Here is a 19,453-nt window from a genome sequence, read left to right as displayed (position 1 = left end):
CCCGTTCAGGGTGCGGGGCCTCTCGCGCATCCGGATCCGCCCGGCCGGGGCGGCCACGGCGAAGGCCCCCGCGTCCTCGGACACGGGGGCCTTCGCGCGCGCGTGCGCGTGCGCTACCGCAGGCGGGCCATGAGGGCGTGCTCGACCAGGGTGATGAGCGCGCTCTTGGCGTCTCCGCGGTGGCGGGCGTCGGTGGTGATGATGGGGGCGTCGGGGCCGATCTGCAGGGCCTCGCGGACTTCCTCCGGGGTGTACGGCTGGTGCCCGTCGAAGCCGTTGAGGGCGATGACGAACGGCAGGCCGCTGTTCTCGAAGTAGTCGACGGCGGGGAAGCAGTCGGCGAGACGGCGGGTGTCGACGAGGACGACGGCGCCGATCGCGCCGCGCACCAGGTCGTCCCACATGAACCAGAAGCGGTCCTGACCGGGGGTACCGAAGAGGTACAGGATCAGGTCCTGGTCCAGGGTGATGCGGCCGAAGTCCATGGCGACCGTGGTGGTCGTCTTGTCCCCGGTGTGGGTCAGGTCGTCGATGCCGGCGGAGGCGCTGGTCATCACGGCTTCGGTGCGCAGCGGGTTGATCTCGGAGACCGCGCCGACGAACGTGGTCTTGCCCACGCCGAAGCCGCCGGCCACCACGATCTTCGCGGAGGTGGTGGAGCGAGCAGGAGCCGCTCCGCCGTTAGAGCTTGCGAAGTCCACTGAGCACCCTTTCGAGCAGTGTCACATCTGGCTGGCCGCCGGCGGACTCGTCGCCGCCGGGCTGGTGGATGGCGACAAGGCCCGCCTCCGCCAGGTCGGCGACGAGGATCCGGGCGACGCCAAGGGGAATGGAGAGAAGTGCCGAGATCTCCGCGACGGATTTGATCTCCTGGCACAGACGGCAGATGCGCTGGTGCTCGGGCAACTGCCCTTGCAGACGCGCGGGATCGGCCGTGGTGCTGACCAGCGCCTCGATGGCGAGCTGGTAGCGCGGCCGGGTACGGCCGCCCGTCATCGCGTACGGGCGCACCAGCGGGTTGTGCGCCTGCGGGGCCTGCGGACGCGAGGAGCGCTGCGGCTGCTGCGAGGGCCGGTAAGGCTGCTGGGGCTGTCCGTACGGGTCTTGGGGCTGCTGTCCGTACGGCTGCTGCTGGTAGGGCTGCCGCTGGTAGGGCTGCCCGCCCGGATTGTGCTCCGGCGAGGGCCGATTGCTGGGAGTGGAGGGGAAGTTGAAGCGGTTCTGGTCGTGCCCACCCTGCGGCTGCTGCGCGCCGCCATAAGGATGTCCTCCGGGTGTTGTCACGTTTCCTCCTCCGACTCCAAGAACGCAGTACTCCCTGTGGAACCGCGCCACCGCACCCTATGGTGCGATGGCGCGAAACGCACTGCCTGTCTGCTAGTTGAGAAGGCTTCCCTGCAGTTCCGCGCGCAGGTCCGGGGTGAGGACCGTGCCCGCGCGATCCACCAGGAGGGCCATCTCGTAGCCCACGAGGCCGATGTCGCACTCGGGGTGCGCGAGCACCGCGAGCGAGGATCCGTCGGAGACGGACATCAGGAAGAGGAAGCCGCGGTCCATCTCGACCACGGTCTGGTTGACGGCGCCGCCCTCGAAGATGCGGGAGGCCCCTGCGGTCAGCGACGTCAGTCCGGAGGCCACGGCCGCCAGCTGGTCGGCGCGGTCGCGCGGGAATCCGTCGGACATCGCCAACAGGAGGCCGTCGGCGGAGACCACCACCGTGTGGGACACCCCAGGGGTGTTGTCCACGAAGTTGGTGATCAACCAGTTCAGGTTTTGCGCCGCCTGGCTCATCGCGCTCACACTAACGCTCCTGGTCATAGCTGTTACTTGACTGCTCGGATCCCGCGTTGCGGCCCTGCTGGACACCGCGCCGCAGGTTGCTCAACCTGCCGCGGACGTCCTCGGGGGCCCGGGAGACCTGGGGGCCGCCCTGCGGGGTCGTCTCCGCAGCACCCTCGACCAGGTTGGCCTTGGGCACTCGCCGAGGGAGACCGGACGGGGTGACCCCGCCCGCCTTCGGCTCGCGGAGTTTGGAGGCCTGCTGCCAGCGCTCGTCGTTGTTCGAGCGCCAGTCGGCAGGACCTTCCGGTACCTCCGGGGCCCGCTCCGGTTCAACGGGCCGCTGCTGACGCTGCGGCCGCTGTTCGAAGAGGGATCCGGTGGACTCCGCTTCCTGCTGCCCGGGCCGCTGCTGCTGCTGGCCGCCGCGTCGCGGCAGGCCCGCTCCGGTCACCTGGTGACCGGCGTCGGCAGCGGCGCCCGGACTGTCGAAGCCTACGCGTTCCCGGGGCGGTTCGGGAGCGGCGGGTGATTCCGATTCGGTCCCGTAATCCTGCTGGTAGGAGCCCGAGTAGGGGTTCTGCTCGGGCCACTCCGCCTGCGGGGACGGGGAAGCGTACCCACCGTCGTACGCCGGGAGGTCCTGTCGCTGATCCGTGTAATCGGCTTCCGGATAGGCGTACTCCTGCTGGGGGTACGCCTCGTATCCCTGCCCGTTCTGGACGGGCTCGTAACCGGGGTCGTAGCCCTGCGCGGGCTGCTGCTCGTAGCCCTGGTACGGCTGGTACGCGTGCTCCGGCTGGGGTTCCGGATACTCGGCCGCGGGCTCGCCGTACTCCGGCTGCGCCTGCGGGTAGCCGACCTGGGCCTCCAGAGCCGCGCGGCGCTCCTCGCGGCCCAGCGAGCGGCCCAGGGGGTCGGGCGCGGACTCGTCGGGGCCCGGGCGGTCGGCCCGGTGGACCTCGTAGCGCGAGTCGTCGAAGCCGAGCTCGGCCGCCGTGCGCTGCGGCGAGGCATGCTGGGCCTGCTGCTGCGGGATCATCGAGGAGACCGTGAAGTCGTCGTCCGGGATGCCCTCGCCACCGCCACCGTGGGTGATCGCGTCGGGGAGCATGACCAGCGAGGTGGTGCCGGCCGCCTCGCCCGAGGGGCGCAGCTGGACGCGGATGCCGTGCCGGTCGGCCAGCCGGCCGACCACGAACAGGCCCATGCGCTGCGAGATCGCGGCGTCCACGGTCGGCGGGTTGGCCAGCTTGTGGTTGATGTCCGCGAAGTCCTCGGCGGTGAGGCCGATTCCCTTGTCGTGGATCTCGACCATCACGCGGCCGTCGGGCAGACGCGTCGCGTTGACCCGGACCTTGGTCTGCGGGGAGGAGAACGTGGTGGCGTTCTCCAGCAGCTCGGCGAGCAGGTGCACGAGGTCGGTCACGGCCTGGCCGTGGATCTCGGCCTCGGAGACGCCCGACAGCTCGACGCGCTCGTACTGCTCCACCTCGGAGGAGGCGGCGCGCAGGACGTCGACGAGGGGGACGGGCTGGTCCCAGCGGCGGCCCGGTTCCTCACCCGCGAGGATGAGGAGGTTCTCGCCGTTGCGGCGCATACGGGTGGCCAGGTGGTCCAGGCGGAAGAGGTTCTCCAGCTGGTCCGGGTCGGCCTCGTTGTTCTCCAGCTCGGTGATGAGGGTCAGCTGGCCCTCGATCAGCGACTGGTTGCGCATGGAGAGGTTCGTGAAGATCGCGTTGACGTTGCCCCGCAGGAGCGCCTGCTCGGCGGCGAGCCGGACGGCCTCCCGGTGGACCTGGTCGAAGGCGCGGGCGACCTCGCCGATCTCGTCCTGGGAGTCGATCGGGATCGGCACCACGCGGGTGTCGACCTTGCCCGGGTCGGTGCGCGAGAGCTGGTCGACCAGCATCGGCAGCCGCTGCTCGGCGACGTCGAAGGCGGCACTGCGCAGCTTGCGCATCGCGCGGCCCATCTGGCGGGCCATCATGCCGGCCAGGATGAAGGCGGCGAGCAGGGCGACGACCACGATGGCGCCGGTGATGATCGCGTCGTTGCGGGCCTCGTCGGAGACGGTGACGGCGTCCTTGACGGCCTTGTCGAGGAGTTCCCTCTCGACCTCGGCGTAGCCGTCGAACTTGGCGGTCGCGGCGGCCTGCCAGGCCACGGCGGTGGTGCCGTTCGCGGCGAGGACTTCCTTGCGCTCGCCGCTGGCGATCGCCTCGGTCATGCCGGTGAGCGCGGAGTCGTTGACCACGGGCGGGGCCTTGAAGGGGGTGCCGGCCTGCTCCGCCGCCTGCTTGGCGGCCGCGAGCTTGGTGGCGCCCGCCGCGGACTGCTTGCCCATGACGTCCTTGAGGCGCTGCACGTCCTCTTCGGTGCCGGCGGCGACGTACTCGCCGATGGCTATCTCCTCGAGGTACGCGTACGAGGAGAAGGCGACCAGCTGTGCCTTGCGGATTTCCTCGTTCGTGTTGGGCCGCACCAGCAGGTGCGTGCCGACCGAGCGCTGCAGCGAGTTCGCGGCCTTGGACAGCTCGAGCGCGTAGACCATGCGGCCGTACGAGGTCACGTTGCCGGTGCCGAGGCCCAGCTCGTTGGAGAACTGCATGAGGTAGTGCTGGACCAGCACGTACCCCTCTTCGGTCGGGATCGGGCCGGCCGCCTTGGGCAGGGCCTTCTTCGCCGTCTCGATCTGCGGGAGGTAGGCCGTCTTGCGGACCTGCTCCAGCTTGGGCTCCTCCTGGCGGAAGAGTTCGAGGCGGCGCTCCATGCCCTGGCCCTCGGGCATGTCCTTGACGGCCTGGGCGAACTTCGCCTTGGCCGAGTCGGTGGCGGCGTACGCCTTCATGACCGGGTCGGACTCCCGCTGGCCCCGCAGCAGCGGGTCGGCCGTCAGGTCGCGCTCGTTGAGGAGGGCCTGGCCGTACTCGGCGGCGGCCTGGACGATGCGGGCCGTCTTCTCGGCGTTCTTGGCCTCGTCCCAGGTGTCGATGGACCCCTTCACCTGGAAGCCGCCCATGACCAGTCCGACGAGGACGGGCACGAGCAGGATGGCGTTCAGACGGGTCGGCACGCGCCAGTTGCGCGGCGAGAACCTGCTGGTGCTGCCGCCGCTCGTGGGCGCGTCCACGGGTACGTCGATGGGGGACGCGGCCGCGCGCGGCGGCGGGGTGAAGTTGCCGCGCGCGGGTTCATCCGCGGGGCTCGAGTTGCTTCGCCTCACTCGACCAACAACCTCTCGGCGGTGCTACTAGCTAGTTCGTTGAATTCCAGCACGGTTAACGGCCGTGTTCCAAACAGTTGAAATCGGCCGTTCCTAGAGCCTTATGCCCCACATAAAACGGACATAAAGAGCGTCCTGCGGCAAAAGTGGGGCCAGTTGTGAGCGCAGCGAGACCGGACGAACGCACCGTGTCGCCAACTTCCGGGAATTCTCCTTCGAAACGTTATGAACGAAGGGGGCGGGCCGTGTCGTATGACACAGCCCGCCCCCCAAAATCAGCCGGTGGAACTCTTTTTGCGCGGAGTATTACTTGAGCCGCGCCATGAGGGCGTGCTCGACGAGCGTGATGAGCGCGCTCTTGGCGTCTCCGCGGTGGCGGGCGTCGGTGGTGATGATGGGGGCGTCGGGGCCGATCTGCAGGGCCTCGCGGACTTCCTCCGGGGTGTACGGCTGGTGCCCCTCGAAGCCGTTGAGCGCCACGACGAACGGCAGGCCGCTGTTCTCGAAGTAGTCGACGGCGGGGAAGCAGTCGGCCAGGCGCCGCGTGTCGACCAGGACGATCGCCCCGATCGCGCCGCGCACCAGGTCGTCCCACATGAACCAGAAGCGGTCCTGACCGGGGGTACCGAAGAGGTACAGGATCAGGTCCTGGTCCAGGGTGATGCGGCCGAAGTCCATGGCGACCGTGGTGGCCGCCGACGCCGTGCGCGACCGCCAGTGGGGGCTGGCGGCCCTGCGCGCCGACGAGGCCTGGGGCACCACCCGCGGTGACGGCGTCACCGTCGCCGTCCTGGACACCGGGGTCGACTCGGCCCACCCCGACCTGGCCGGCCACGTCCTGGAGGGCACGGACCTCGTCGGCATGGGCGCCGGCCGGGGCGACCGCGCCTGGGCCCGGCACGGCACCGCCATGGCCGGGATCATCGCCGGGCACGGCCACGGCCCGGACCGCCGCCAGGGTGTCCTCGGCCTCGCGCCGCAGGCGGAGATCCTCCCGGTCCGGGTGATCCTGGAGGAGGGCGACCCCGGCCGGAGCAAGGCCCGCGACAGCAAGGGCGGCGCGCTGGCCGAGGGCATCCGCTGGGCCGCCGACAACGGCGCCGACGTGATCAACCTCTCGCTGGGCGACGACAGCAGCTCCGCGCACCACGAGGCCGCCGAGGACGAGGCCGTCCAGTACGCCCTCGCCAAGGGCGTCGTCGTCGTGGCCTCCGCGGGCAACGGGGGCGAACAGGGCGACCGCGCCTCCTACCCGGCCGCCTACCCCGGAGTCATCGCCGTCACGGCCGTCGACCGCAAGGGCAGGAAGGCCGCCTTCTCCACCCGCAACTGGTACGCCACCGTCAGCGCCCCCGGCGTCGACATCGTCATCGCCGACCCGGACCGCTCCTACTACGAGGGCTGGGGCACGAGCGCGGCCTCCGCCTTCGTCTCCGGCGCGGTCGCCCTGGTCAAGTCCGCCCACCCCGACCTGTCCCCGGCGCAGATCAAGAAGCTGCTGGAGGACACCGCCTCCGACGCGCCCGCGGGCGGCCGCGACGACGCCCGCGGCTTCGGCCTCGTCGATCCGGTCGCCGCCCTGCAGGTCGCCGACGCGATGACCGCCGAGCCCCCGCGGCCCTCGCCGGCGGCCGCCGGGAGCACCTACTTCGGCCCCGGCCCCGAGCCGGTGCGCCGCCCCGAGCGCGGGGCCCGCCTCGGCGCCCCGGCCGGCGCGGCCGCCGGACTGGCGCTCCTCGTACTGGCCGGCGTACTGGCGCGGCGGCCCCGGGCCGCGCGGCCCGATAGGGTCGGGTAACTGTGGCGAACAAGAACATTCCCGACCCCGGTTTCTCCGACGACGACGGCTCCGCCGATCCCCGGCTGAGCGCGGCCCTGGCCGCCTGGGCCGAGGACAGAGGCAAGGAGCCCCAGGTGCTGGCCGCCCTCAAGGACGCCCGCCTGCTGGTGCCCGTCGTCGCCGTCCTCGGCGAGGTCGAGACCGACCCCGAGACCGGCCTCAAGCGCGAGAAGACCAGCGACATGGCCGTCCCCACCCTGCGGGCGGGGGACCGGCGGGCACTGCCCGCCTTCACCTCGATCGCCTCGCTGGCCCTCTGGGACCCGGCCGCCCGCCCGGTGGCGGTCCCGCTGCACCAGGCCCTGGCCGCAGCCGCCCACGAGAAGGCCGACACGCTCGTCCTGGACCTGTCCGGTCCGGTCACCTACCAGCTCACCGGCCCCGCCCTGCGCGCGCTCGCCGAAGGCCGCACGGACGCCGGGCCGCTCGCGGACCCAGCCGTGCGCGAGGCGGTACGGGCCGTCGTGGCCGCCGAGCCCGCGGTGCTCGCGGCCCACCTGGGCCCGGGCGGCGCGGACGCGGACGGCACCCTGGCGATCGTGCTGGCCGTCGGCCCGCAGGCCCAGGCGGCGGCCCGGCGGGTGGCCGAGGCCCTCGCGGCCGACGAGACCCTGCGCGCACGCCTCGTGGGCGGACTGGACCTGGCGCTGCTCCCGGAAGGGGCCCCGGCGCCGCCCGGCGAGCCCCTCTTCACGCGCTGAACCCCGCCCCGCGACGCAGAAGGCGACGGAGCACGCGACGCGGAACGCGACGCAGAAACGGAAAAGAGGACCCGACCGGCACGTTCCGGTCGGGTCCTCTCCTCGTTCCGCCGTCGCGGCTACGCGTACACGGGGCCGGTGAACTTCTCGCCCGGGCCCTGGCCCGGCTCGTCCTGCACCAGCGAGGCCTCGCGGAAGGCGAGCTGGAGGGACTTCAGGCCGTCGCGCAGCGGGGCCGCGTGGAAGGAGCTGATCTCGGTGGCGCTCGCGGTGACCAGGCCGGCGAGGGCGGTGATCAGCTTGCGGGCCTCGTCGAGGTCCTTGTACTCGGAATCGGGCTTGTCCAGGCCCAGGTTGACCGCCGCCGCGCTCAGCAGGTGGACGGCCACCGTGGTGATGACCTCGACGGCGGGCACGTCCGCGATGTCGCGGGTCATGTCGTCGTAGTCGGGAGCGGCCGGGGAAGCGGGAGTGGAACCGGGGGGCGTCGCGTCAGTCATGTGCCCCACGATATGCCGTGCGGCGGGCTTGCAACGCGGGTGCTAGTATGTACTTCGACCGGCCGGACACCTATGTGCCCGGCCACAAGTGGAGGCTCCGATTCTCCCACCCAGCCGCCCTCACGGGAGGCGGGTCACCGGTCAGGCGGTATCCATCGTTCCGTACGGACGATGGAAAGCCGCCCGATTTTGCGCCCCGCGGTTCGCACGCGACGGTGCTCCGGTTGTATTGGAGCCCCCGCCTGTGCCCGGCGGGGCTTTTTTCATTCTCCGCCGCGGTCGGTCTGACGGAAACAACGTCAGCGGCTGTCCTCCAGGCAGCCGTGTGGTGCTACCTAGGAGGATCCATCAGCACCGAGCCCCGCATCAACGACCGGATTCGCGTTCCCGAGGTACGACTCGTCGGCCCGAGCGGCGAGCAGGTCGGCATCGTGCCGCTTGCGAAGGCGCTTGAGCTCGCGCAGGAGTACGACCTCGACCTGGTCGAGGTCGCGGCGTCCGCACGCCCGCCGGTCTGCAAGCTCATGGACTACGGCAAGTTCAAGTACGAGTCGGCCATGAAGGCCCGTGAGGCGCGCAAGAACCAGGCGCACACGGTCATCAAGGAAATGAAGCTCCGGCCGAAGATCGACCCGCACGACTATGACACCAAGAAGGGTCACGTCGTTCGGTTCCTCAAGCAGGGCGACAAGGTCAAGATCACGATCATGTTCCGTGGTCGTGAGCAGTCCCGTCCGGAGCTCGGCTTCCGACTGCTCCAGCGCCTCGCGGCCGACGTCGAGGACCTGGGGTTCATCGAGTCGAACCCGAAGCAGGACGGCCGAAACATGATCATGGTTCTCGGTCCGCACAAGAAGAAGACCGAGGCGATGGCCGAAGCCCGCGAGGCGCAGGCCGCCCGCAAGGCCGAGCGCCAGGGCTACTCCCTGACCGACGACGAGGCCCTCATCGAGGACGCCGAGTTCGAGGCCGAGGACGCCGACATCGCGGCCACCGAGGTCACCGAGGTCGCGGAGGACGCTTCCGGCGAGGCGACCGAAGCGGCCGAGGCTGCCCCCGAAGAGGCAGAGGCCTCTCCCGAGGCTCCTACCCAGGCCTGATCCCGAGGCAGCCCGCCTCGGGTCACCACACAACATGACGCTCCCGCGAGCCGGCCCCCACCAGGGCCGGTGGGGGCGCCACCGACGAGGAGATAACGGCGCCATGCCGAAGAACAAGACGCACTCCGGGACCAAGAAGCGCTTCAAGATCACCGGCACCGGCAAGGTGCTCCGTGAGCGCGCCGGCAAGCGCCACCTGCTCGAGCACAAGTCGTCCCGTGTCACCCGCCGCCTGACCGGCACCGCGGAGATGGCCCCCGGCGACGCCAAGAAGATCAAGAAGCTTCTCGGCAAGTGACGTCCTCCGCTCCCCTTCCGGGAGCGGGAGCACGTCAAGACCGGGACCCCATCGAATTCGGGCCGTGTGAGGACTTCCACGGCCCCGCTACAAGGAGTACACAGTGGCACGCGTCAAGCGGGCAGTAAACGCGCACAAGAAGCGTCGGGCAATCCTCGAGGCTGCGAAGGGTTACCGCGGTCAGCGTTCGCGCCTGTACCGCAAGGCCAAGGAGCAGGTCACCCACTCCCTGGTCTACAACTTCAACGACCGCAAGAAGCGCAAGGGCGACTTCCGCCGCCTCTGGATCCAGCGCATCAACGCCGCTGCCCGCCAGAACGGCATGACGTACAACCGCCTCATCCAGGGTCTGAACGCCGCCAACATCGAGGTGGACCGCAAGATCCTCGCCGAGCTGGCCGTCAACGACCCCAACGCGTTCGCCGCGCTGGTCGAGGTCGCGCAGAAGGCCCTCCCGGCCGACGTCAACGCCCCGAAGGTCGCTGCCTAAGCAGCACGCCCTCAAGGCTGCAGTATCTTGCCCGGACCCGCAGGCCACGCGCCTGCGGGTCCGGTGCGTTCACCAACGAGTTCCACCCGCTGTACGTACGGAAGCGAGCCGACCGCCATGGGCACCCCCGCCGAGCTGATCTCCCCCCGATCCACGCGGGTGGCCGCCGCCAGGCGACTGGCGCGGCGCAACTTCCGCACCAAGGAGCGCCGCTTCCTCGCCGAGGGCCCGCAGGCCGTGCGCGAGGCCGTGGAGCACCGCGGCGCCGGCGGCGAACCGACCCTGATCGAGCTCTTCGCGAGCGTCGACGCGGCCGAGCGCTACGCCGACATCGTCGACGCCGCCTACACCGCCGGCGTCCGTGTCCACTACGCCTCCGACGAGGTGCTCGCCGAGGTCTCGCAGACGGTCACCCCGCAGGGCCTGGTCGGCGTCTGCCACTTCCTCGACTCCCCCTTCGAGGAGATCCTGGCGGCCCGGCCCAAGCTCGTCGCCGTCCTCGCGCACGTCCGCGACCCCGGCAACGCCGGTACGGTGCTGCGCTGCGCGGACGCCGCCGGAGCCGACGCCGTGGTGCTGACCGACGCCTCGGTGGACCTCTACAACCCCAAGTCGGTACGGGCCTCCGTGGGCTCCCTCTTCCACCTCCCGGTGGCCGTCGGCGTGCCCGTCGAGCAGGCCGTCGAGGGGCTGCGCGCGGCCGGCGTGCGGATCCTGGCCGCCGACGGGGCCGGCGAGGACGACCTCGACGCCGAGCTGGACGCGGGCACCATGGGCACCCCCTCGGCCTGGATCTTCGGCAACGAGGCCTGGGGCCTGCCCGAGGAGACGAGGGCGCTCGCCGACGCCGTGGTCCGGGTCCCGATCCACGGAAAGGCCGAGAGCCTGAACCTCGCGACGGCCGCCGCCGTGTGCCTCTACGCCTCCGCGCGTGCACAGCGGGCGCCCGGAGGGTGCCGCTCCGTGACCCCCAGCTAGTAATGTGGCCGCCCGGGGGCCCACTGCGCTACTCGGAGATGTGGGGTACGGGGACATGACCGTCGGTACGAACAGCTCGCCGGCAGCCGCCGAGGCGGCCGGCGCACCCATCCCGGCGACCGCGCCCCAGCGGGCCGGGACCGGCAAGGTGCCCGCGCAGCCCGCGTCCGCCCGGGCCGCCGCCGTCCAGGCCGCAACCGCCACCACCGCTGCCATCCACGCCCGGCCCGCGCACGTGAGCCCCGTAGGACCCGGGACCCCGGCCGATCCGCACACGGAGTTCGCCGGCCTCGGGATCGACCCCGACGACCTGCCCGACGGGCTCGTGATCGCCGACGCCACCGGCCGGGTCATCTGCTTCAACTCCGCCGCCGCCCGGATCACCGCCCGCGTGGCGTGCGAGGCGCTCGGCGAGGGGATCGAGCGCGCGCTGCCGCTGGAGGACCTCGAGGGGCGCCGCTGGTGGGCGCTGACCGACCCCTACGGCGGCCTCGCCACCCGGCGCGGACAGCCCGAGCGCAACCTCCTGCTCCCCGGCGGCCGCGAGGTGCTCGTCTCCGCCCGCTACGTGCGCACCCACCCCACCGGCCCGCTGCGCCGCCTCGTGGTCACCCTGCGGGGCACCGAGGCCCGCCGGCGCACCGAACGCAGCCACGCCGAGCTGATCGCCACCGTCGCGCACGAGCTGCGCTCCCCGCTGACCTCCGTCAAGGGGTTCACGGCGACCCTGCTCGCCAAGTGGGAGCGGTTCACCGACGACCAGAAGCGCCTGATGCTGGAGACCGTCGACGCCGACGCCAACCGCGTCACCCGGCTCATCACTGAGCTCCTGGACATCTCGCGCATCGACTCGGGCCGCCTCGAGGTGCGCCGCCAGCCGGTCGACATGGCCACCGCCGTGGGCCGCCACGTGCAGGCGCTGACCGCGAACGGGCAGGCCCCCGAGCGCTTCCTCGTCAGCGTGAGCCGGCCGCTGCCCGATCTGTGGGCGGACCCGGACAAAATTGACCAGATCCTCGGCAACCTGCTCGAAAATGCGGTGCGGCACGGCGAGGGAACGGTCACCATCGACGTAACGCCGACCAGCTTCGCGAACGCAGCGGGGAAGACCGAGAAGGGAACCGCCGTCACCGTGACCGACGAGGGCCCCGGAATCCCCGAAGAGTCGATGGGCCGCGTCTTCACCCGCTTCTGGCGGGGCAGCAAGCGCGGCGGCACCGGCCTCGGCCTGTACATCGTCAAGGGAATCGTGGAAGCCCACGGCGGCACCATCGCGGTCGGCCGCGGCCCCGGAGGCGGCGCCGAGTTCCGATTTATCCTGCCCGTCGCAGCCCCGGCGTACCTCACGCAGTAGTCCTGCGGAGCGTCTCGCCAGGCGGCCACGGGCTCCTTCACCCCCGGCGACCTTTAGACTCGACCTTTGGCACCCTTGTGTCCTTGTGCCGAGCGCGTCCTGCGCGTCGCGCGGGGGACCCACCAGCCAGCCATCGGAAGTACGGGAAGAGATGTCGGCACCGAACAAGTCGTACGACCCTGTTGAGGTCGAGGCACTGAAACCGGATGAGATCGAGCGCATGCGGGACGAGGCGCTCGCCGCCTTCGCCGCCGCCGGCGACCTCGACGAACTTCGCGAGGCGAAGACCGCGCACATGGGCGACCGCTCGCCCCTGGCGCTCGCCAACCGCGAGATCGGCGCGCTGCCCCCCCAGGCCAAGGCCACGGCGGGCAAGCTCGTGGGTCAGGCCCGCGGCGCCGTGAACAAGGCCTTCGGGGCCCGCACGGTCGCCCTCGAAGCCGAGCGCGACGAGCGCGTGCTGGTCGAGGAGGCGGTGGACGTCACGCTGCTCCACGACCGCGTGCCCGCCGGCGCCCGGCACCCCCTGACCACGCTGATGGACCGCATCGCGGACATCTTCGTGGCCATGGGGTACGAGGTCGCGGAGGGCCCCGAGGTCGAGGCGGAGTGGTTCAACTTCGACGCCCTCAACTTCACGCCCGACCACCCGGCGCGCCAGATGCAGGACACCTTCTTCGTCCGGGGGCCGGCAGGCACCGAGGGCGACGAGTCCGGCGTCGTGCTGCGCACCCACACCTCACCGGTGCAGGCGCGCTCACTGCTGGAGCGCAAGCCCCCCGTCTACATCGTGTGCCCGGGGCGGGTCTACCGCACCGACGAGCTCGACGCGACGCACACCCCGGTCTTCCACCAGGTCGAGCTGCTCGCCGTGGACGAGGGCCTGACCATGGCGGACCTCAAGGGCACCATGGACCACATGGTCCAGGAGCTGTTCGGCGAGGGCACCACCACGCGCCTGCGCCCGCACTTCTTCCCCTTCACCGAGCCGTCCGCCGAGATGGACATGCAGTGCTACGTGTGCCGCGGCGAGTCGGTGGGCAACCCCGACCGCCCGTGCCGCACCTGCTCCAGCGAGGGCTGGATCGAGCTCGGCGGCTGCGGCATGGTCAACCCCAAGGTGCTGACCGCCTGCGGCGTGGACCCGGAGAAGTACAGCGGGTTCGCCTTCGGCTTCGGCATCGAGCGGATGCTGATGTTCCGCCACAACGTAGAAGACATGCGAGACATGGTCGAGGGTGACGTCCGTTTCACCCGGCCGTTCGGGATGGAGATCTGATGCGGGTCCCGCTTTCTTGGCTGCGGGAGTACGTCGACCTCCCCGCCGGTGAAACCGGTCGCGACGTCGCGGCCAAGCTCGTCGACGCCGGCCTCGAGGTCGAGACCGTCGAGCAGCTCGGCGGCGGCCTCAAGGGCCCGCTCGTCGTCGGCCAGGTGCGAACCATCGAGGAGCTCGAAGGCTTCCGCAAGCCGATCCGCTTCTGCACCGTGGACGTCGGCGCCGCCAACGGCACCGGTGAGCCGCAGGAGATCGTCTGCGGCGCCCGGAACTTCTCCGTCGGCGACAAGGTCGTCGTGGTCCTGCCCGGCGCGGTGCTGCCCGGCGACTTCGCGATCGCCGCGCGCGAGACGTACGGCCGCACCTCGCACGGCATGATCTGCTCCGGCGACGAGCTGGGCATGGGCGACGACGGCACGCACGGCATCATCGTGCTGCCGCACGAGCACGAGGTCGGCACCGACGCGATCAAGCTCCTGGAGCTCGTCGACGAGGTCCTCGACATCGACATCACCCCGGACCGCGGCTACTGCATGTCCATGCGCGGTGTGGCCCGCGAGGCCGCCACCGCGTACGGCCTGCCGCTGCGCGACCCGGCGCTGCTCGACGTACCCGCGCCGAACTCGTACGGCTACGCCGTCAAGATCGACGACCCGCAGGGCTGCGACCGCTTCACCGCCCGCACGGTGACCGGCCTCGACCCCGAGGCGCGCTCCCCGATCTGGCTCACCCGGCGCCTGCAGAAGGCGGGCATGCGCCCGATCTCGCTCGCCGTCGACATCACCAACTACGTGATGCTCGAACTCGGCCAGCCGCTGCACGCCTACGACCGCTCGCGGATCGACGGCGCCATCGGCGTCCGCCGCGCCGAGCAGGGCGAGAAGCTCACCACCCTCGACGGGGTCAAGCGCACGCTCGACTCCGAGGATCTGGTGATCACCGACAACAGCGGCCCGATCGGGCTCGCCGGTGTCATGGGCGGCGCCGACACCGAGATCGCCGACTCCGTCACGACGCCTTTCGATCCTTCCGGGGCGACCGGCGCGGTCACCGGCACCACCGACGTGGTCGTCGAGGCCGCGCACTTCGACTCCGTGTCGATCTCGCGCACCGCCCGCCGCCTGAAGCTGTCCTCCGAGGCGTCCAAGCGCTTCGAGCGCGGCGTCGACCCGCAGGCCGCGGCCGCGGCCGCGCAGCGGACCGTGGACCTGCTGGTGCTGCTCGCCGGCGGCACCGCCGAGGCCGGCGTCACCGAGCTCACCGCCCCCGGTGCCCCGCGCACCATCGCGATGAGTGCGGACCACCCCGACAAGGTCGCGGGCATGGACTACGGCCGCGAGACCGTCGTACGCCGCCTCCAGGAGGTCGGCTGCGACGTCTACGGCCAGGACGAGCTCGTCGTCACCGTCCCCTCGTGGCGGCCCGACCTCGCCGAGCCCAACGATCTCGCCGAAGAGGTCATCCGGCTGGAGGGCTACGGAAACCTTCCCTCCACCCTCCCGCAGGTGCCGTCCGGCCGCGGTCTGACCGCCCGGCAGCAGCTGCACCGCCGGGTCGGCCGCGCGCTGGCCGGTGCGGGCTACGTCGAGGCGCTCAGCTACCCGTTCCTGGGCGAGGGCGTCTTCGACCAGCTCCAGCTGCCCGCGCACGACGCCTCCCGCCAGGTCGTCAAGCTGGTCAACCCGATCTCCGACGAGGAGCCGGCGCTGCGCACCACGCTGCTGCCGGGTCTGCTCGGCGCGCTGCGCCGCAACGACAGCCGGGGCAGCCACGACCTCGCGCTCTTCGAGACCGGCTCGGTGTTCCGGGCCGCCGCGCAGCCGGGTGTCGCCGTACGGCTGCCCGTCGACCGGCGTCCCACGAACGAGGAGATCGCCACCCTGAACGCGGCCCTGCCCGCACAGCCGCGCTACGCCGCGGTCGTGCTGGCCGGAGCCCGCGAGCAGGCCGGCTGGTGGGGCAAGGGCCGCCCGGCCGACTGGGCGGACGCGGTGCAGGCCGCGCGCTCGCTGGCCGTCGAGGCCGGTGCGGACCTCGTGGTGCGCCAGGGCCAGTACGGCCCCTGGCACCCGGGCCGCTGCGCCGAGCTGCTCGTCACCCTCGACGGGGTGGAGACGGTCATCGGCCACGCCGGTGAGCTGCACCCGCGCGTGGTCAAGGCGATGGGCCTGCCGGCCCGCACCAGCGCGATGGAGATCGACCTCGACCGCCTCGCGGCGGCCGGCGGCGAGGCGCTCCAGGCGCCCCGGATCTCCTCCTTCCCGGTGGCGACCCAGGACGTGGCGCTGATCGTCGACGCGTCGGTCCCGGCGTCTTCGGTGGAGGACGCGCTGCGCAAGGGCGCGGGCGAACTGCTGGAGTCGCTGAGGCTGTTCGACGTCTTCGAGGGCGAGCAGGTGGGCGAGGGCAAGAAGTCCCTGGCGTACGCGCTGCGCTTCCGTGCGGCGGACCGCACGCTGACGGCCGAGGAGTCGACGGCGGCCCGCGACGCGGCCGTCGCCCTGGCCGGAGAGCGCACCGGCGCGGTGCTGCGCGGAGCGTAACCCCGCGTTCCCCGGGCTCTGCCCGGACCCGCGCGTCAAGCGCCGGCGGGCTGGAAAATCCAGCTCCGCCGGCGCTTGACGCGTTTCGGGAAGGGGGACCACGCGGGCCGGGCCCGGTGGGTGGGCCCGGCGCGCGTTCGGTCCGGCTCGGCCGGGACCCGGCGACCAACCAGGCCCCGGCGGAGCCGAAGCGCGCCGCCCGCCTGCCGTGGAGTGTCGGGCAGACAACAGGACGGGCGGCGCGGTTGACGGGTCGTCGCACTGTACGAGGGGGAGCCGACGACCCTTGTCACCTCTTGGCGAGGCCCTTAAGTGAAGCGCTCGCGGGGCCCCCGGCGGCAGGGTGCGTATCGCATTTATGCGCGTACGGCGTTCACACCCCGTGTGAACCCCGCACCCACTAGCCTGAGTCCGACGAGCCCTTGGAGCGGCCCATGCAGCCCAATGCCCTGCTCGATGCCCTCCTCGCCGAGGCGGGCATGTCCCACGCAGGACTCGCCGCACACGTGAACCAGGCGGGCCGTACCCGCGGACTCGCCCTGCGCTACGAACACACCGCCGTGGCCCGGTGGTTGAAGGGCCAGCGCCCCCGCGGCCAGGTCCCGGACCTGATCTGCGAGGTGATCGGTGGCCGGCTGCGGCGCTCGCTGTCCCTCGACGACGCGGGCTTCGGGCTGCCGGGGCAGAGCACCGACCCGGGTCGTTGTGGCGGCACGGTCCCGCTCAGCGGCTTCGTCGACCGCGCCGCCGCCCTGTGGCGCTCCGACGACCACGGCCGCCAGTGCCTCGCCGCCGACGCCCTGACCGGCACGCCGGCCGTGATCCCGGTGTGGGAGTGGGAGAACCCGCCGGAGGACGCGGACGTCTCCCGCGACGGCCCGACCCGTGTCGGCCCCGAGCACATCGAGATCCTGCGGGCCGCCCGCGCGCACTACGAGCTGATGTACCGGCGGGCCGGCGGCGTGGCCACCCGCGACCGGATCGTGCGCTTCCTCGGCACCGAGACCGCCCCGATGCTGCGCGGGAGCTACTCCGACGGACTCGGCCGCAGCCTGTACCGGGCCGGCGGCTCCCTGGTGGCGGTGGCGGGGATCTGCGCGTACGACTCGGACGCGCACGGGCTGGCCCAGCGCTACTTCCACCAGGCCCTGCGCCTGGCCAAGGCGAGCGGGGACCGGGGGCTGGGGGCCTACGTGATCGCGCTGATCGTCAACCAGTGCCTGCACCTGCGGGAGTTCCGCCAGGCCGTGGCCTTCGCCGAGGCGGCCCTGCGCGCCGCGGGCCGCCACACGACCCCGGCGCTGGCCGCCGACCTGTACGCCATGCAGGCCAAGGCCTACGCCCAACTCGGCGACACCCGGGCCGCGTTGGCCTGCATCCGCAAGGCCGAGGCGGCCGCCGACCGGATCCGGCCCGGCACGGAGCCGGACGAGACGGGGTACGTACAGCCCGGGCTGGTGAACGTACAGGTGGCCGAGGCGCTGCTCGGTCTGGGGGACCTGCGGGCGGCCCACGAACAGGCCGCGGCCGCCGTCGGCACCCCCGCGCACGACCGGGGCCGGGTGCACCGCCTCGCGATGCTGTGCGAGATCCAGCTGCGCCAGGGCCAGGCCGACCAGGCGGTGGCGGCGGCGGCCGAAATGGCCGAGCGGGCCAGGGGGATGGAGTCGCTGCGGTTGCGCGACCGGCTCCGGACGGTCCGCGAACAACTGCTGACCAGCGGTTGTTCGGGCGCGGAGGAGACCGCGGAGCTCATCGACGGGGCGCTGCGCGTTCCCCTGTGACGGCTTGAACTGCTGCCATGTTTGCCACCTACTCGATCGGAAGGTGGCACAACCGTGCAGTGGACGAACTTGAGTGAGCAGACTGTGTACGCGAACCGTTGGTTCGACGTGAATCTCGCCGACGTGGAGCTCCCCGACGGCCGGCACCTGGACCACTTCGTGATCCGGCTGCGCCCGGTGGCCGTCGCCACGGCCGTCAACGGGGCCAATGAGGTGCTGCTGCTGTGGCGCCACCGCTTCATCACCGACAGCTGGGGCTGGGAGCTGCCCGCCGGGGTCGTCGAGGACGGCGAGTCGCTGGAGGCCGCCGCCGCCCGGGAGATGGAGGAGGAGTCGGGCTGGCGGCCCGGACCCCTGCACCATCTGATGACCGTCGAGCCGTCCAACGGGCTGACCGACGCCCGCCACCACCTCTACTGGGCGGACGGGGCCACCTACACCGGCCACCCCGAGGACGATTTCGAGTCCTCGCGCCGCGAGTGGGTACCGCTCAAGCTGGTGCCCGACATGATCGCGCGCGGCGAGGTCCCGGCCGCCAACATGGCGGCCGGGCTGCTGCTGTTGCACCACCTGCGGCTCGGCTGAGCCCGCGGGCGGTCAGGCGTACGGGTAGAAGCCCGAGCCGGTCTTGCGGCCGAGGCGGCCGGCGTCGACCATCCGCTGGAGCAGCGGGGGAGCCGCGTACAGGGGCTCCTTGAACTCCGCGTACATCGAGTCGGCCACCGAGGCCACCGTGTCCAGACCGATGAGGTCCGCGAGCTTCAGCGGGCCCATCGGGTGGGCGCAGCCCAGCTCCATGCCGTTGTCGATGTCCTCGCGGCTCGCGATGCCCGACTCGAACATCCGGATCGCGGACAGCAGGTACGGGATGAGGAGCGCGTTCACGACGAAGCCGGAACGGTCCTGGGCGCGGATCGCGTGCTTGCCCAGCGCGCCCCCGACCAGGGCCTCGGCCCGCTTGATCGTCTCGTCGCTGGTGGTCAGCGCCGGGATCAGCTCGACGAGCTGCTGCACCGGGGCCGGGTTGAAGAAGTGGATGCCGATGACCTGGTCGGGCCGCGAGGTGGCGACGGCCAGCTTGACCAGCGGGATCGAGGAGGTGTTGGAGGCGAGGATCGCGTCCGGGCGGGTGATCACCTGGTCGAGGACCTGGAAGATCTCCGTCTTGACCTGCTCGTTCTCGACGACGGCCTCGATGACCAGGTCGCGGTCGGCGAACTCGCCCAGGTCGGTGGTGAACGACAGGCGGGCCAGGGTCGCGTCCCGCTCCTCCTCGCTGATCTTGCCGCGTTCGGCGGCTCGCGTCAGCGAGGTGTGCAGGCGGGTCCGCCCGAGTTCGAGGGCCTCGCCGGTGGTCTCGGCGACCATCACCTCGAGACCGCTGCGGGCGAACACCTCCGCGATGCCCGCGCCCATCTGGCCACAGCCCACTACGCCGACGCGTGCGATGTCGTCTGGGAGGTCCGTCACATCGTGCCTTTCGCTGCTCTCCATCGCGGGTCCCCCGTACTCGTGCAGTGGTAACTGCGTTCCGGCGCCCGCCACGCCCCCCGACGTTACCCCCGTCCTTGCCCGGCGTGT

Annotated in this window: 17 protein-coding genes and 1 pseudogene; 11 read left to right on the top strand and 7 right to left on the bottom strand. The window is 71.7% G+C overall.

Annotation, left to right across the window (positions count from 1 at the left end; genetic code table 11):
• Nucleotides 1–113: 113 nt before the first annotated feature.
• The 5 genes and pseudogenes from DRB96_RS04700 to DRB96_RS04680 form a co-directional block, all read right to left on the bottom strand.
• Nucleotides 114–701, bottom strand: coding sequence for an ATP/GTP-binding protein (locus DRB96_RS04700; RefSeq protein ID WP_112446996.1), 588 nt, complete (start codon nucleotides 699–701; stop codon nucleotides 114–116).
• Nucleotides 682–1,284, bottom strand: coding sequence for a DUF742 domain-containing protein (locus DRB96_RS04695; protein WP_112446994.1), 603 nt, complete (start codon nucleotides 1,282–1,284; stop codon nucleotides 682–684). The genes DRB96_RS04700 and DRB96_RS04695 overlap by 20 nt, the downstream gene beginning before the upstream one ends.
• Before the next feature lie 93 nt (nucleotides 1,285–1,377).
• Complete coding sequence (locus tag DRB96_RS04690) at nucleotides 1,378–1,791, bottom strand: roadblock/LC7 domain-containing protein (RefSeq protein WP_007266772.1); 414 nt, start codon at nucleotides 1,789–1,791, stop codon at nucleotides 1,378–1,380.
• Between the two features lie 10 nt (nucleotides 1,792–1,801).
• Entirely contained in the window at nucleotides 1,802–5,005 is a 3,204-nt protein-coding gene (locus DRB96_RS04685; RefSeq protein WP_112446993.1) for a nitrate- and nitrite sensing domain-containing protein, read from the bottom strand.
• Between the two features lie 306 nt (nucleotides 5,006–5,311).
• Nucleotides 5,312–5,695: pseudogene (locus tag DRB96_RS04680) on the bottom strand (ATP/GTP-binding protein); the annotation flags it as partial.
• Here DRB96_RS04680 and mycP point away from each other — a divergent pair.
• Nucleotides 5,682–6,803: a type VII secretion-associated serine protease mycosin gene (gene mycP / locus DRB96_RS04675; RefSeq protein ID WP_239517702.1), complete on the top strand. Its 1,122-nt coding sequence runs from the start codon at nucleotides 5,682–5,684 to the stop codon at nucleotides 6,801–6,803. The pseudogene DRB96_RS04680 and the gene mycP overlap by 14 nt on opposite strands.
• 2 nt (nucleotides 6,804–6,805) lie before the next feature.
• The gene (locus tag DRB96_RS04670) at nucleotides 6,806–7,546 is read left to right on the top strand and encodes an SseB family protein (RefSeq protein ID WP_112446988.1); all 741 of its coding nucleotides are present in this window, start codon (nucleotides 6,806–6,808) and stop codon (nucleotides 7,544–7,546) included.
• A 119-nt stretch (nucleotides 7,547–7,665) separates the two neighbouring features.
• On the opposite strand, the gene DRB96_RS04665 is transcribed toward DRB96_RS04670, so the two are convergent.
• On the bottom strand, nucleotides 7,666–8,046 hold the full coding sequence (locus DRB96_RS04665) for a DUF1844 domain-containing protein (protein WP_112446986.1): 381 nt from the start codon (nucleotides 8,044–8,046) through the stop codon (nucleotides 7,666–7,668).
• Nucleotides 8,047–8,369: 323 nt separating this feature from the next.
• Here DRB96_RS04665 and infC point away from each other — a divergent pair, with 323 nt between their 5' ends.
• The 9 genes from infC (at nucleotide 8,370) to DRB96_RS04620 (ending at nucleotide 18,457) form a co-directional block, all read left to right on the top strand.
• The gene (infC, locus tag DRB96_RS04660; RefSeq protein WP_112446984.1) at nucleotides 8,370–9,146 is read left to right on the top strand and encodes a translation initiation factor IF-3; all 777 of its coding nucleotides are present in this window, start codon (nucleotides 8,370–8,372) and stop codon (nucleotides 9,144–9,146) included.
• 103 nt (nucleotides 9,147–9,249) lie between these two features.
• Nucleotides 9,250–9,444 carry a 50S ribosomal protein L35 gene (rpmI, locus tag DRB96_RS04655; RefSeq protein WP_112446982.1) on the top strand — a complete coding sequence of 65 codons (195 nt, stop codon included), beginning with the start codon at nucleotides 9,250–9,252 and terminating at the stop codon, nucleotides 9,442–9,444.
• A 103-nt stretch (nucleotides 9,445–9,547) separates the two neighbouring features.
• Nucleotides 9,548–9,934, top strand: coding sequence for a 50S ribosomal protein L20 (gene rplT / locus DRB96_RS04650; protein WP_112446980.1), 387 nt, complete (start codon nucleotides 9,548–9,550; stop codon nucleotides 9,932–9,934).
• A gap of 117 nt (nucleotides 9,935–10,051) precedes the next feature.
• Entirely contained in the window at nucleotides 10,052–10,912 is an 861-nt protein-coding gene (locus tag DRB96_RS04645; protein WP_112446978.1) for an RNA methyltransferase, read from the top strand.
• 55 nt (nucleotides 10,913–10,967) lie between these two features.
• Nucleotides 10,968–12,266: an ATP-binding protein gene (locus DRB96_RS04640; RefSeq protein ID WP_112446976.1), complete on the top strand. Its 1,299-nt coding sequence runs from the start codon at nucleotides 10,968–10,970 to the stop codon at nucleotides 12,264–12,266.
• 151 nt (nucleotides 12,267–12,417) lie between these two features.
• Nucleotides 12,418–13,545: a phenylalanine--tRNA ligase subunit alpha gene (pheS, locus tag DRB96_RS04635; RefSeq protein WP_112446974.1), complete on the top strand. Its 1,128-nt coding sequence runs from the start codon at nucleotides 12,418–12,420 to the stop codon at nucleotides 13,543–13,545.
• Nucleotides 13,545–16,088: a phenylalanine--tRNA ligase subunit beta gene (gene pheT / locus DRB96_RS04630; RefSeq protein WP_112446972.1), complete on the top strand. Its 2,544-nt coding sequence runs from the start codon at nucleotides 13,545–13,547 to the stop codon at nucleotides 16,086–16,088. Before pheS ends, pheT begins: the two co-directional genes overlap by 1 nt.
• 434 nt (nucleotides 16,089–16,522) lie before the next feature.
• Nucleotides 16,523–17,872 (top strand): transcriptional regulator, encoded by a 1,350-nt coding sequence (locus tag DRB96_RS04625; RefSeq protein WP_112446970.1) that lies wholly within the window; start codon nucleotides 16,523–16,525, stop codon nucleotides 17,870–17,872.
• Nucleotides 17,873–17,926: 54 nt separating this feature from the next.
• On the top strand, nucleotides 17,927–18,457 hold the full coding sequence (locus DRB96_RS04620) for an NUDIX domain-containing protein (RefSeq protein WP_112446968.1): 531 nt from the start codon (nucleotides 17,927–17,929) through the stop codon (nucleotides 18,455–18,457).
• A 12-nt stretch (nucleotides 18,458–18,469) separates the two neighbouring features.
• Here DRB96_RS04620 and DRB96_RS04615 read toward each other — a convergent pair whose 3' ends face one another.
• Complete coding sequence (locus DRB96_RS04615; protein WP_112446966.1) at nucleotides 18,470–19,366, bottom strand: 3-hydroxybutyryl-CoA dehydrogenase; 897 nt, start codon at nucleotides 19,364–19,366, stop codon at nucleotides 18,470–18,472.
• Nucleotides 19,367–19,453: the final 87 nt, after the last annotated feature.

Origin of the sequence: Streptomyces sp. ICC1, assembly GCF_003287935.1 — a bacterium.
Taxonomy (GTDB): domain Bacteria; phylum Actinomycetota; class Actinomycetes; order Streptomycetales; family Streptomycetaceae; genus Streptomyces; species Streptomyces tritrimontium.
This window is presented reverse-complemented; position numbering and strand designations above follow the sequence as displayed.

What these genes read in the sequence shown, in the direction of transcription:
- DRB96_RS04615 (WP_112446966.1), bottom strand. Translation starts at nt 19,366, where the DNA reads ATGGAGAGCAGCGAAAGGCACGATGTGACGGACCTCCCAGACGACATC.
- pheT (WP_112446972.1), top strand. Translation starts at nt 13,545, where the DNA reads ATGCGGGTCCCGCTTTCTTGGCTGCGGGAGTACGTCGACCTCCCCGCC.
- mycP (WP_239517702.1), top strand. Translation starts at nt 5,682, where the DNA reads ATGGCGACCGTGGTGGCCGCCGACGCCGTGCGCGACCGCCAGTGGGGG.
- pheS (WP_112446974.1), top strand. Translation starts at nt 12,418, where the DNA reads ATGTCGGCACCGAACAAGTCGTACGACCCTGTTGAGGTCGAGGCACTG.
- DRB96_RS04625 (WP_112446970.1), top strand. Translation starts at nt 16,523, where the DNA reads ATGCAGCCCAATGCCCTGCTCGATGCCCTCCTCGCCGAGGCGGGCATG.
- DRB96_RS04640 (WP_112446976.1), top strand. Translation starts at nt 10,968, where the DNA reads ATGACCGTCGGTACGAACAGCTCGCCGGCAGCCGCCGAGGCGGCCGGC.
- rpmI (WP_112446982.1), top strand. Translation starts at nt 9,250, where the DNA reads ATGCCGAAGAACAAGACGCACTCCGGGACCAAGAAGCGCTTCAAGATC.
- DRB96_RS04665 (WP_112446986.1), bottom strand. Translation starts at nt 8,046, where the DNA reads ATGACTGACGCGACGCCCCCCGGTTCCACTCCCGCTTCCCCGGCCGCT.
- DRB96_RS04645 (WP_112446978.1), top strand. Translation starts at nt 10,052, where the DNA reads ATGGGCACCCCCGCCGAGCTGATCTCCCCCCGATCCACGCGGGTGGCC.
- DRB96_RS04690 (WP_007266772.1), bottom strand. Translation starts at nt 1,791, where the DNA reads ATGAGCCAGGCGGCGCAAAACCTGAACTGGTTGATCACCAACTTCGTG.